The organism is [Bacillus] enclensis (assembly GCF_001456935.1).
In the GTDB taxonomy this organism is placed as follows: domain Bacteria; phylum Bacillota; class Bacilli; order Bacillales; family Bacillaceae_B; genus Rossellomorea; species Rossellomorea enclensis.
Genome location: NZ_KQ758483.1, coordinates 238,528 through 251,526 on the forward strand (window position 1 = coordinate 238,528; position 12,999 = coordinate 251,526).

Sequence of the window (12,999 nt, forward strand, 5' to 3'; positions counted from 1 at the left end):
GAAGACTCCTGCGGGAAGAGTAGCTTATAAGAAAAGCGGAGGGGCTTTGATCAGAGGCGTGTGGCATAAGACGAATCGACCAAGAAGGCGTTCTTTGCCTTCTTGGTCGGTTTGACTTATGACATGTGCCTCTAAGCCCTGCAGCTGGACAGGTGAGATCCCGGAGGCTCACGGGCTACCCGCGGAAAGCGTAGTCTTGCACGGAAATCATTAGCGGTATAAAGAACCTATACTGATATTGTTCGTCTTTGTATGGTAGCTTTTTAGTTTAGTACCAACCTCACTATTTTATGCGTTCACGCATAAAAAGCATTGGTTACTTTCTTAACATAAGCCTTCGTTTCTTTGAAAGGGGGGATACCATTGTACTTATCGACATTCCCCGGGCCTGCGTTATAAGCTGCAAGCGCCAAATCGATGTCGCCGTCATATTTATCCAGCATCTGTCTTAAGTATTTTGTGCCTGCAAAAACATTTTCTTCGGGATCGAAAATATTTGTCACTCCAAGTCCGCTGGCGGTAGAAGGCATCAGCTGCATCAACCCTGAAGCCCCTGCAGGACTCACAGCATCCGGGTTGAAGTTTGACTCTTGGTGAATAACAGCCTGAATCAGCTTTTTCGGGAGCTGGTATTTATCGGCGGCTTTCGTAATAATATCATCTATTGACGGGGGCGTCTTATAATCGTTTTTATTAAGCCCGGTAAGCGAAACGGGTGGTTGTGAAACTGTAAAGGCAGGATGTGTTTCAAACAGGCTCTTTACGGCACCAAGTGTATTCTCAGGCGTCTGCAAATTTCCCTGGCTGTTTGTTAGGGCCTGGGTGAATAGCTGTTGAAACAATTGATTACTCTGCCCCGCAGTGCCTAAAGAGGAAACCGAACCCAATTTATTCATTGCCTGCAGTTCCATCATCGTTTTGATTTGTTGAACATTCATAACTAACGGCTCCTGTCTCATTTAGAGGTGTTTTCTATAATATCGGAAAAGATTCGAGTTATTTTACGATTCTCTCCTTACTTTTTCCCGATAAAAACGTTTGATTTTATTTTCCGTTTCCCTTTTCGGTATATCTTGTTCCTTTAACAAATCAAAAAATATTTTTTTGCCCGTGTCAAAATCCTTAACTTCATATTCGAGTTCGTAGTCTACTTTATCAAAATAAGTACTCTCATCAAAGACGAGCAGACCTTCCTGAAATTCAAGTTCAGCTCTCTTTGTCTTCAAAGAACCGAAGTGAAGGAGCGACGGGATTTCAGTTCCTATATTTAATAGGACATCTTTCACTTCCCCTTCAGGAAAAAGTCCCTGTTTTAAAAGTTCTTCTGCTTGCATGGGAGAAAGGCACTGGTTTGTTTCCAGCAAACCATTTGTGACAGGAGTCTTAAGCGTAAGAGTGGAGTTTCCATCCTTTACCCGGACCCTCAATGCCGACTGCTTCTCCTTCAGTTGAAAGTCGGGAGTATCAAAGTAATGATTTTCCTGCACCCTGAAATCTTTGTTTTTTATTGAAAATTGCTTTATCAGTTGCAAGAATTCTTCCTTTGTTAAAAGGTTCTTGAATTCGATTTCAATCTCTTGTGCCAATGTGAAGCATCCTTTCATTACTTAGTCTTTTTATTATCTCTTTTCAGGAAAGGAACTTCAATGTTTAGATGAATATCCTCTCTTATGATAAAATAAGACTGATTGTTTTAAGGAAGGATGAAATAGCCATGAGAAAAATGATTGAATTTAAGGAAGCGAAATTTGAAAACGGTGTTTTGCACTTACATACTGAACAAAATGAGCTGATTAAAGGGATCAAACCTGCCGGGCAGATCATTGCAGATTCTGACAAATTTGCGTTCGTTTATCTGGCGGAAAATGAAGAAGAATATGTATATTTATACCTGGATGAACCAATATGGGGTCAATTGAAAAAAGCACTGGATGAGAAGTGCCCTGTTATCGCAAAAAGCGAGGAAGAATCGTTCGAATTGGACGGCTTTCACGAAGAGCTTGACTATTTGGTCAGTAATATAGAAGGAAACGGGAATTACGGTGACGAAATGGTTAAGAAGGTTGAAACTGCTTTCATCGATTGATTCCGTCATGAAAATATAAGGAATGTTTCAGGTGGGGTGAGGCAATGAATCATTGGGAAGAATTTTTAGCGCCATATAAGCAAGCAGTGGATGAGCTAAAAGTAAAATTAAAAGGGATGCGGGGAGAATATGAATTTCAGCAGACTCATTCTCCAATTGAATTTGTCACTGGCAGGGTGAAGCCGATCGCCAGTATTTTGGATAAAGCAAATCAAAAGGGAATAGCTCTATCCGATATAGAAAGAGAGATGCAGGATATCGCCGGTCTCAGGATGATGTGTCAATTCGTTGAAGATATACACACTGTGGTGGAACGCCTCCGAGCACGCAGGGATTTCAAAGTGATAGAAGAAAGGGATTATGTGACGCATAAAAAGCCGAGCGGATACAGGTCCTATCATGTCGTTGTAGATTACCCTGTACAGACGATCAAGGGAGAAAAAAACATCCTTGTCGAAATTCAAATTCGTACCCTTTCGATGAATTTTTGGGCGACTATTGAGCATTCTTTGAATTATAAGTACAGCGGACAATTTCCTGAAAGAATACAGATGCGGCTCCAGCGTGCTGCAGAAGCGGCTTTTCGGCTGGACGAGGAAATGAGCCTGATAAGGGAAGAAATCCAGGAAGCGCAGGCGATATTCACCAATAAGATGGAAAAAGATAAAAGGGGAAGCGGCTCGACTGATAAAAGAATTCATAAACAATGAGACGAAGGGGGTCAACCCGAATGAAGTTTGCCATTACATCAAAGGGTGATTCAAAGTCCAATACTTTGATGCATAAAATGAGGACTTATTTACAGGATTTCAATTTGACATATGATGAAGATCAGCCTGATATCGTGATTTCCGTAGGAGGGGACGGGACTCTGCTTTATGCCTTTCACCGCTATCGTTCGAGACTTGATAAAACCGCCTTCGTAGGGGTACATACGGGTCATCTCGGGTTTTATGCAGACTGGGTGCCTGAAGAAATTGAAAAACTGGTCATAGCCATTGCAAAGACTCCTTATCAAGTGATTGAATATCCTCTCCTGGAAACAATCATCCGCTATCAGCATGGCGGTAAGGAGACGCGTTATTTGGCTTTGAATGAATCCACGGTGAAAAGTGTGGAAGGCACTCTCGTCATGGATGTAGAAATCAGGGGACAGCATTTCGAGCGATTCAGGGGGGACGGATTGTGTTTATCCACGCCGTCAGGAAGCACCGCTTATAATAAAGCGCTGGGGGGCGCGATTATACACCCTTCACTGCCAGCTATTCAGTTTGCCGAAATGGCATCAATCAACAACCGGGTATTCAGAACGATCGGTTCGCCGCTTATCCTTCCTGCCCACCATACGTGTATGTTGAAGCCTGTCAATGGTCCCGACTTCCTGGTAACGATCGACCATCTTTCCCTTCTTCATAAAGATGTGAAATCGATCCAATACCGTGTGGCAGACGAGAAAATCCGTTTTGCCCGGTTCCGTCCATTCCCTTTCTGGAAGAGGGTGCATGACTCATTTGTGGCAGATGAGTAAAGGGTATTCCATCGAGTGGAGTGTACCTTCTATATATGAAGGGAAGCTTCTGAGGGAATTTCTTGTAGACCAGAAGGTTTCTAAACGGACCCTGACATCTGTCAAATTCGAAGGCGGGTCGATCTCAGTGAATGACAGGGAAGTAAATGTCCGTCATCCCTTAAAAGAAGACGACAAGGTCAAACTGGTTTTTGCTCCTGAAACAGGAAGTCAAAAGTTACTTCCCGAGGATATTTCTCTGCAAATCATTTATGAGGACGGCGATCTCCTCGTTGTGGAGAAACCATGGGGAATGTATTCAATCCCTACAAAAGAATATCCAACAGGCAGCCTGGCAAACGGGATTGCGGGTTACTACAAAGAGCTTAACCTGGCATCTGCTGTTCATATTGTAACGAGGCTGGACCGTGACACATCCGGATTGGTACTTGTAGCCAAGCATAGGCATGTGCATCACCTCTTCTCCCTGCAGCATCAGGAAAGAGGAGTGAAGAGGACATATGAAGCACTTGTTGAAGGGGTGATGGCCGATACATATGGAATGATCGAGAAGCCCATCGGACGCAAAGAAACGAGTATAATTGAAAGAGAAGTCCGGCAAGACGGACAATATGCCAAGACCGGGTATCAGGTTCTAAGACAGTATCCAGAAGCCGCCCATCTGTCCGTACGTCCCTTTACAGGGAGAACACACCAGATACGCGTACACTTGGCATCAATCGGCCATCCTCTCATAGGGGACGATTTGTACGGCGGCAATGTAAAATGTATAAAGCGCCAGGCACTTCATTGTAAAACCCTTTCTTTTTTTCATCCTATGAAAAAGGAACGGATGGAATTCGAGTGTCCGCTGGCAAATGATATGAGGGAAGCTTTGACAGAATTGGCTTCTCATGAAAATATGGATCCCCTGTGCTAAGCAGCACAGGGGATTTTTTGTAAATAATCAGGGGAAGGTCCTGAACTTTTCTTTTACCAGCGGCATGGTTGACGGGACGCTTATGATTTTCATTTCCGGATACCTGAACGCCGACAATTCCCCTCCGAATACAGCCCCCGTATCAATGTTCACCGTATTATTCATCTTCCTTGGTTTCATGACAGGGGTATGCCCATAGATGATCCATGGCCTGCCTTTGTATTCCATTGCCCAATCCCTTCTTACCGGAGTTCCATCTTCGTTCACTTCGCCTGTTATATCGCCGTAGAGGACGAATGTTTTTACACGATTATTGTTCTTGCCTATATGATTTTCCTTTATCCCGGCGTGTGCAATGATCAATCTTCCTTCATCCAGGACCTGATACAGCGGGGAAGTTTCGTATAACTCAATGAATGAGTCTCTGTACCCGATTCTTTCTTCTTCTGTCAGTGCACTTAATTCTGCTATTGTGGTCTCTAGACCGTGGAGGATCTTCACGTTGTTCCCAAGAAAATACCTGTAAAGCTTATTGCAATGATTCCCTGGGACATAGTAAGCTTCTTTTTCACGGTGCAGGGAAGCGGCGACTGTGATCATTTTTAATGAGTGAGGGCCTCGGTCGGTCAAATCCCCGACAAAAGCAAGTTTTCTTCCTTCGGGATGCCGAGGGAGACCTGATTCCCAATTATAACCGAGTTTTTCAGTCAGCCTGTAAAATTCGTCAAAGCATCCGTGGACATCACCGATTACATCAGTTTTCATAGGGTACCTTCTTTCTCTGAAACGGGAAACTTTTTTCTTTTCATTTCATTCGTTTTGTGACATATTAATGATTCAGTGTTTGAAAAAACGTGAGTATTTATTCATTTTGAGATCATTACCAATATTACCAGATCGAATGCCCCGGTTAATGCAAGACAATTGAAAGAAGATTTGCTAGTATTATTACGACTATATGAGATTAACATATAAAGGAGGGTGAGCCTTAATGGAAGAAGCAGTCAAAGATCAAAACAATGAAAAAGAAAAGCAGGATAAAGAAATGTATGATGAAGAGCTTCTCATTAGAGCCCTCAGGCAGGAAGATCTAGATTTATTCAGGTCTGAATTCACTCAGTTACACTCCTATGATCAGGCAAAATTCTTCTCGAAAGTCGAAGATGAACTGAGGACCAGGCTGTACCATTATCTCTCTCCGGAAGAAATGGCTGAACTATTCGAAAGCCTGGATATAGATGAAGAAGATTATCAGGAAATACTTGCGGAGATGAACCCGTCATATGCTGCCGAAATGTTATCAAACATGTATGCGGATGACGCAGTCGACGTATTGAATGAACTTGATAAGGAACAGGTGGTAAGCTATCTTACCATCATGGATGATGAATCGGCCAAAGAAATTAAAGAGCTCCTTCATTATGAAGAGTACACTGCAGGAAGTATCATGACGACCGAATTTGTCGCCATTTCCCAAAATCAGACGGTCAGATCTGCCATGTATATCCTTAAGAATGAAGCCCCGAATGCAGAAACCATTTATTATATTTATGTAGTAGACGATGATAAGAAGCTCGTGGGGGTTATCTCGTTAAGGGACCTTATCATCAGCCATGATGACGTCATGATATCTGAAATCATGAGTGAAAGGGTCATGTCAGTCGGGGTGAGCGAGGATCAGGAGGCTGTTGCAAGACAAATGAAAGACTATGACTTCCTTGCCTTGCCCGTGGTGGACTTTCAGCATCATCTCCTCGGGATCATCACAGTCGATGATATCATGGATGTCATGGAAGAAGAAGCTTCAGATGACTACTCCAAGCTTGCCGGTATCGCCGACTTGGATTCCATTGACAGAAACCCTTTTAATGCCGCAAAGAAGCGTCTGCCATGGCTGATTGCGTTATTATTTCTCGGTATGATTACAGCGAATCTCATCGGGCGTTTTGAAGCGACGCTCGATAAAGTCGCCATTTTGGCAGTTTTTATCCCGCTTATAGCAGGGATGGCAGGAAACACAGGTACTCAGGCCCTGGCGGTTGCTGTCCGGGGAATCGCTACAGGAGATTTGGAGAAAGAAAACAAGCTCTCCCTTGTCCTGCGTGAAGCAGGTACTGGGCTCATAACAGGAACGACATGCGGGATCGTTGTCAGTCTAATTGTCTATGTGTGGAAAGGTACATTTTTCCTCGGTATGCTGGTCGGGGTTTCCGTCTTCATTTCTTTATTTGTTGCTACGTTGGCAGGAACGCTTGTACCTCTGTTCATGCATAAGTTGAAAGTCGATCCCGCAGTCGCCTCCGGTCCATTCATCACGACGATCAACGATATCATCAGCACCCTGATCTATTTAGGGCTTGCTACGCTATTTTTAAACTACCTTATATAGAAAGAAAAGGGGGAGAGTATGATGGAACAGCATGCTTCTGTAACGTCACTGGTGATTGTGATCATTGTTGCCTTTTTGACGCCGATATTGCTGCATCGTTTTAAATTGAATTTCATCCCTGTGGTCATTGCCGAAATCATCATGGGCCTTGTGATAGGGAAAAGTGGATTTGACCTTGTCCATCAAGATATGTGGCTCGAAACTTTATCCACTTTCGGTTTCATCTTTTTGATGTTTTTAAGTGGATTGGAAATTGATTTCAAGGCATTCTCAAATAGTAAGACCAAAAAAGAAATCCTCCCGAGCGGAAAGGAAGAGCCTAACCGACTGCTGGTGGCAAGCATCATTTTCATCGGCATATTCTTCGTTTCTCTTGGGCTGTCCTATTTATTCGTCCTGTTTGGTCTCATAGAGAATGCTTTCCTTATGACCTTGATTATATCGACAATTTCATTGGGAGTAGTCGTTCCGACCCTGAAGGAAGCACAGATCTCAAAAACCGCCATTGGTCAAATCATCTTATTGATCGCCGTCATAGCAGATCTGGTCACCATGATCCTTCTTGCTGTATTTGTTTCACTGTACGGTGAAGGACATGGCAGCATGTGGCTTCTGCTGGTGCTGTTCGGTGTAGGAGTGCTTCTGTATCTGTTGGGCAAACGTATGAAAAACAACAATTTCATCAAAAGCTTGTCCACGGGAACGGTCCAAATAGGGACACGTGCCGTATTCACGCTGATTATTCTGCTTGTCGCGGTATCTGAAACAGTCGGGGCGGAGAATATCCTGGGGGCCTTCCTTGCAGGTGTATTGGTGTCATTACTCGCTCCAAATCAGGAAATGGTGCAGAAACTGGATTCTTTCGGTTATGGTTTTCTGATACCGATCTTTTTCGTAATGGTCGGGGTTGAACTGGATCTGATGACCTTGCTGAGTGATAAGAAGATGCTTCTTTTGATTCCGCTGCTCCTGCTTGCATTCCTGATTTCAAAGCTTCTGCCGGTGTATTTGTTGAAAAAATGGTACGATACAAAGACGACAATCGCTTCCGCGTTCCTGTTGACATCGACACTCTCCCTGGTAATTGCCGCAGCTAAAATCGCTGAGAGAATGGAGATCATAACACCGCAAATGAGTGGTACGCTGATACTTGTGGCTGTCATTGCCTGTATCATCACACCGATTGTCTTTAAGAAGCTGTTCCCTCGGGAAAGTGCAACTGAAAAGAAACTGAACGTCGTATTTCTTGGGGCAAATCAAATGACATTGCCTGCTTCGAGGGAGCTGCAATCGTCCCTGTATGATTCAACCCTTTATCATACGATTCAGGATAAATCGGATAAAAATATTGCAGACTCATTGTTCAATATCAATGAAATTGAGAATTACGAACTTGATACCCTGGATGGACTTGGTATATTCGAAGCTGATATCCTTGTGATTTCCACAGGGGATGAAGAAGCGAATGCCACACTATCCGTCGCAGCAAAAGAAAGAGGTGTCGAGCGGGTCATCGTTCGTGTCGAAAGCCCTGATCTGCATGAATCACTCAAGGAACAGGAGATTGAGGTTTACTCTGTATTCCTTTCAACAAAAGCGTTATTGAGAGCGATGATTGAATCTCCATCGGTGATGAATATCCTCACGAACCAGGAAATGTCGCTATATGAAATCAAGATGCTCAATAGCCAGTTTGAAGGGATGACATTAAGAAAATTCCCATTTACAGGGGATGTCATTTTCGTCCGTATTTTCAGGGGCAAAGATTCCATTGTCCCTCACGGTGATACAGAACTTCATATGAATGACCGGTTGATCGTTACCGGCTCTAAGGAATATGTAGATGAACTGAAACGTGAACTAGAGTTCTGTGAGTATTGCTAGTCTATAAACAAGGCTCTCCGGTGACACCGGAGGGCCTTTACTTTTTTGTGAATAAAGGATTTTACGTGGTGAATACCTAATTAGTTACATATGCAGAATAATAAGGAGATGATGAGAATGTGGGAAATGAACGTAAAAGACATAAGAAAGAAGCTGGAAGAAAGTTTCGAGGCTTTGACATTCGAAGAGCTGAATGAAAAGCCGGCACCAGGTGAGTGGAGCATTGCCCAAATCGTCCTTCATTTGGCGGGTGCTGAGACACGCTTTATGAAACTCGCTTTGGAAGCTGCAGAAAGTCAGCAGGTAATGGAAGGGGAAGAGGTTGATTTAAGTGTATTTGAAGATAAAAATAAAAAACTCAAGGCACCAATCGATCCGCCGGAAGATCCTCAAACAAGGGAGCAATTATTGACCGCCCTTCATACATCAAGAAGGCTGACTGATCAATTCCTTGAGGGGCATACGGAAGATTCGCTTTCCGGGAAGACTATGGATCATCATCAATTCGGCATCATGCCGGTATGGCAGGTACTCGAGCTTCTCGGAAGGCACGAAGAGCGTCATATCCATCAAATACAAGAGACTAAAAACAAGATATCAATGAAATGAACCTTTTCTTTTTTTGAAGTTTCATGTAGAATTAGTATCAGGTACTAATAACTTGTAATAATAGGAGGATAAATATGACTCTTTCATTAAAAGGCAAAACATATGTTGTCATGGGAGTTGCCAATAAACGCAGTATCGCCTGGGGAATTGCGCGTTCACTTCATCAATCAGGTGCGCGGGTGGTATTTACATATGCTGGAGAACGTTTTGAAAAAGGTGTCAAAGATCTTGCAGGGACATTGGAAGGCGGAGAAGAGTCTCTATTCTTCCCGTGTGATGTAACAAGTGACGAAGACATCGACAAATGCTTCTCTTCAATAAAGGAAGAAGTGGGAGTGATCCATGGCCTTGCGCACTGCATCGCGTTTGCGAATAAAGAAGAGCTTGCCGGGGACTATATGAACACAACAAGGGACGGTTTCCTTCTCGCGCATAATATCAGTTCATATTCCCTCACTGCCGTGGCAAAGGCAGCGAAGGATTTAATGACGGAAGGCGGAAGCATCGTATCGATGACGTATCTGGGCGGCGAACGTGTCATGCAGAACTATAACGTCATGGGAGTAGCAAAGGCCTCTCTTGAAGCAAGTGTTAAATATCTTGCCAGTGACCTTGGCAAACACGGCATCCGTGTCAATGCGATTTCTGCCGGCCCGATCCGCACCCTTTCCGCTAAGGGAGTGGGGGATTTCAACTCCATCCTTAAAGAAATCGAAGAGCGTGCACCGCTGAGACGCAATACAACACAGGAAGAAGTAGGAGATACAGCCGTATTCCTATTCAGCGACCTTTCAAGGGGAATCACAGGGGAAAACCTCCACGTCGATTCCGGGTATCATATCCTTGGGTAATGAAAGTTAAACCCCGCCGGTATTAGTGCCGGCGGGGTTTTTTTCATGTAGATAAGTGTCATACTCGTTAGTGATTATAAGAGTATGGAGTATTTCCATGCTTTACCTCGTGACGGAATTATCGGCAGATTTGAAAGATTAAAGGGTGAAATTGAAAGATTAATGGTAAAAATTCGAAGATAATCGGAATAAATTCGAAGATTAATGAGCCAAAACGAAAGATCCTTCAAACTTGTTTGATAACACCGGTTAGCCAGCTGAAAAGAATAGATCAATGAACGATAATCCTGTATATGTCCTTCAAGCCTCCATCAAACCCCCATCACCATCCATTTTACTCGGTCTTCTGAGTGATTTCCGGCGGTTTTTTATCCCAAAAACGAAACTGACGTGCACCAATTGCATACATATAAAAGTGGAGAAGAATTGGAGGTGTGCTTTATGAAAAAAGATAAGTCATCAAATAAAGAACCGTTGTTATACATTCAACAGCCAAAGCTTCAGGAAGTCAAAGGGAATATGCAAGTGGTCTATCGTTCCTCGAAACGGAAAGAGAAAAAAGAGGCTGATTCGCCAAGCCCGATTGAAAACAAAGCCGTCCATCACAAAGTAGATTCTGAAACAGCAAATCCAGTCCCTGTATCAAAAATTGATAAAGAAGACAGACCGGTCCCTCAGGCTGCCAGGGAGGAATCCCAGTCTTCCATGCAGGCGTTCAGAAGGCTGCCCCCCTTCAAGGAATTGACCCTGGATGAAAAACTTGACTACATTACTGCAAGCATCAACGGAAAAGTGCCATTCCCATGTGAATTCAGTACTGATACTGACACCTATAAAGGGGTGCTTATCTCAATGTGGGAATCAGCAATTAAAATAAAAACCTTCCGCGGTGATGAAGTAGAGGTTGCAAGGGACTCATTAAAATCCATCAAAATGATCGGCTTGCAATAAAAGAAGCCAGACGGGAAATTCCCGGCTGGCTTTAATCTTCGTTACTCTGACTTATCAGTCTTCACATAAGTCGACAAACACATCTTTGATGCATTGAATCGCACAGAAGCAATCAAGGTCAACAGTGATACAGTCCCCTGTTAATTCCCATTCGCTCATCATTGTATCTGCATCTTCAAGATCGTCGCCTCTGCCGCCTCCGCCTGATCCACCGTGGTGATGGTGCTCTGGCTTCACTACTTGCAATGTAGCACAGCAATTATCGAAGATGTCCTTCACCCGGAAAAATGGTGATTTCCAAGGCTTTCCTTTGATGTGTGCTTTGAATGTATCACCGTTCTTCAGATAAAGCTTGAAGATACGTGTATTTACACGGTTAGCAGGGCTGACCATTGTTCCCAGTGGCTCAAGGAAACAGTCATTACGGCATTCGTTGCATTCGTCACCAGCATCTTGAATGTCTTTGATAGCGCGCACAGCTTGACATACACAGCCGAGATCTTTTTTACCAAAATCTCTATCTCTTCCGCAACCCATATAAAGTTCCTCCTTAAAATAAATTTCATTTACATTACTAACATATTGTCAGGTAGGCAATTAGGTAACGGACATCTGCCCTCTTTTAAAAATTTGGGCTTGTATATATTTACTAATATAGAAAGGGCGATGATAAATGGATTTATCATTGGTACAGCTCCTGGCCCTTGGTTTTGCCATCTTCCGGATGACGCATCTGATTGTCTTCGATAAAATAACAGAATGGATGCGGGCTCCCTTTTTTGATGAAGTGAAAGAAGTGGAGGATGGGGTGGAAGAAATATACCTCATACCCAAAACGACCGGATTGAAAGGCTTTATCGGTCAACTGCTATCCTGTTATTGGTGCACAGGAATCTGGGTAAGCTTATTCTTATACGGCGGTTATCTGCTGTTCCCAGTCATATTCGGTCCACTCACCACTTTGTTGGCTGTGGCCGGTGTGGCAGCAATCATTGAAGCTGCCGTACAGTACTGGAATAGAGAATCGGTGTAGGTAATTAGTGGAAACAAGCACGCTTTCTTTTACATATAATGAATCATTCTTATGCAAAAGGAGGCAATGCAATTGAAAAAAACCTCTATGGATAATGTGATTAAATCAACAAATACTGCAACAAATAAAAAGAAAAAAGGCGGCTGCGGCTGCGGTTCGAAATCAAAGAAAAAATAGATTGCTCATTAAGAGCAGTCTTTTTTTTTGACATAAAATCAGACTTTAAGAAAAAAATAAAGAATGATGATAAACAAAAAAGAGGGATCATGTATGAAAAATTATTTACTGGCAGGGATCATCAGTCTCTTAATGATTGCAGGCTGCTCGAACAAAGAGGATGGAGAGGAGAGTAAAATCGCTCTCTTGAAGACAACCGATCCAGAGCCTGTTGAACTGGTGGATCATCCTGAAACGGAAAGCTTCGGCCATGCGATTAAAAAAGAATTGGCCAAGAAGAAGGAACTTTATGATGTAGCAGTGATTCAAAGTAAGGAACAAACACTTGTGGTATACAAAGTGAAGCATTTGCAGCGCTTTAAAATGAAAAAGATTGAAAAGGATATGGAGAAATTACTTGAAGATAAGCATCCAGGTGAAGACTTCATTTTATCAAGTGATTACAAAATCTTTCTGGAAACTGTCCGCTTAAAAGAACAAATCCAGCAGAAAACGATTTCCAAGAAAGAAGCTGAAAAAGAATTCAAGGATATCATCGAGCTTCAGAAGGAAAAGACGTAGGAGGGATTCTC

General features: G+C 43.1%; 15 protein-coding genes. 11 read left to right on the forward strand and 4 right to left on the reverse strand.

The window, feature by feature from the left end; translation table 11 throughout:
- Positions 1-296: 296 nt before the first annotated feature.
- Together AS034_RS08900 and AS034_RS08905 are read right to left on the reverse strand one after the other, a co-directional pair.
- A complete protein-coding gene (locus tag AS034_RS08900) occupies positions 297-938 on the reverse strand; it encodes a lytic transglycosylase domain-containing protein (protein ID WP_058298257.1) in 642 nt (213 codons plus the stop codon).
- Between the two features lie 63 nt (positions 939-1,001).
- Positions 1,002-1,586, reverse strand: a complete 585-nt coding sequence (locus tag AS034_RS08905; RefSeq protein ID WP_176716088.1) for a CYTH domain-containing protein — start codon at positions 1,584-1,586, stop codon at positions 1,002-1,004.
- A 128-nt stretch (positions 1,587-1,714) separates the two neighbouring features.
- Here AS034_RS08905 and AS034_RS08910 point away from each other — a divergent pair, with 128 nt between their 5' ends.
- From AS034_RS08910 to AS034_RS08925, 4 genes are read left to right on the forward strand one after another with little or no spacing between them, the layout of a single operon-like run.
- Positions 1,715-2,086: a UPF0738 family protein gene (locus AS034_RS08910; RefSeq protein ID WP_058298259.1), complete on the forward strand. Its 372-nt coding sequence runs from the start codon at positions 1,715-1,717 to the stop codon at positions 2,084-2,086.
- A 44-nt stretch (positions 2,087-2,130) separates the two neighbouring features.
- Positions 2,131-2,796, forward strand: a complete 666-nt coding sequence (yjbM, locus tag AS034_RS08915; RefSeq protein ID WP_032089136.1) for a GTP diphosphokinase — start codon at positions 2,131-2,133, stop codon at positions 2,794-2,796.
- Positions 2,797-2,816: 20 nt separating this feature from the next.
- Positions 2,817-3,614 (forward strand): NAD kinase, encoded by a 798-nt coding sequence (locus AS034_RS08920; RefSeq protein ID WP_032089135.1) that lies wholly within the window; start codon positions 2,817-2,819, stop codon positions 3,612-3,614.
- A complete protein-coding gene (locus AS034_RS08925) occupies positions 3,589-4,533 on the forward strand; it encodes an RluA family pseudouridine synthase (RefSeq protein ID WP_244888139.1) in 945 nt (314 codons plus the stop codon). Before AS034_RS08920 ends, AS034_RS08925 begins: the two co-directional genes overlap by 26 nt.
- Before the next feature lie 27 nt (positions 4,534-4,560).
- Here the strand turns inward: AS034_RS08925 and prpE are convergent, their stop codons facing one another.
- A complete protein-coding gene (prpE, locus tag AS034_RS08930; RefSeq protein ID WP_058298260.1) occupies positions 4,561-5,298 on the reverse strand; it encodes a bis(5'-nucleosyl)-tetraphosphatase PrpE in 738 nt (245 codons plus the stop codon).
- A gap of 226 nt (positions 5,299-5,524) precedes the next feature.
- Here prpE and mgtE point away from each other — a divergent pair, with 226 nt between their 5' ends.
- From mgtE to AS034_RS08955, 5 genes are all read left to right on the forward strand, one after another.
- Positions 5,525-6,922 (forward strand): magnesium transporter, encoded by a 1,398-nt coding sequence (gene mgtE, locus AS034_RS08935; RefSeq protein ID WP_058298261.1) that lies wholly within the window; start codon positions 5,525-5,527, stop codon positions 6,920-6,922.
- Between the two features lie 21 nt (positions 6,923-6,943).
- Positions 6,944-8,806: a monovalent cation:proton antiporter family protein gene (locus AS034_RS08940; protein ID WP_058298262.1), complete on the forward strand. Its 1,863-nt coding sequence runs from the start codon at positions 6,944-6,946 to the stop codon at positions 8,804-8,806.
- A 111-nt stretch (positions 8,807-8,917) separates the two neighbouring features.
- Entirely contained in the window at positions 8,918-9,415 is a 498-nt protein-coding gene (locus AS034_RS08945; protein ID WP_272867400.1) for a DinB family protein, read from the forward strand.
- A gap of 74 nt (positions 9,416-9,489) precedes the next feature.
- On the forward strand, positions 9,490-10,266 hold the full coding sequence (gene fabI, locus AS034_RS08950; protein WP_058298264.1) for an enoyl-ACP reductase FabI: 777 nt from the start codon (positions 9,490-9,492) through the stop codon (positions 10,264-10,266).
- A gap of 441 nt (positions 10,267-10,707) precedes the next feature.
- Entirely contained in the window at positions 10,708-11,217 is a 510-nt protein-coding gene (locus AS034_RS08955) for a CotO family spore coat protein (protein ID WP_058298265.1), read from the forward strand.
- 54 nt (positions 11,218-11,271) lie between these two features.
- Here the strand turns inward: AS034_RS08955 and AS034_RS08960 are convergent, their stop codons facing one another.
- Positions 11,272-11,754, reverse strand: a complete 483-nt coding sequence (locus AS034_RS08960; RefSeq protein ID WP_032089127.1) for a CotY/CotZ family spore coat protein — start codon at positions 11,752-11,754, stop codon at positions 11,272-11,274.
- Between the two features lie 136 nt (positions 11,755-11,890).
- Between AS034_RS08960 and AS034_RS08965 the strand changes: the two genes are divergently transcribed.
- On the forward strand, positions 11,891-12,250 hold the full coding sequence (locus AS034_RS08965; protein ID WP_032089126.1) for a DUF1360 domain-containing protein: 360 nt from the start codon (positions 11,891-11,893) through the stop codon (positions 12,248-12,250).
- Between the two features lie 270 nt (positions 12,251-12,520).
- Positions 12,521-12,988 (forward strand): sporulation protein, encoded by a 468-nt coding sequence (locus tag AS034_RS08970; protein WP_032089125.1) that lies wholly within the window; start codon positions 12,521-12,523, stop codon positions 12,986-12,988.
- Positions 12,989-12,999 lie beyond the last annotated feature (11 nt).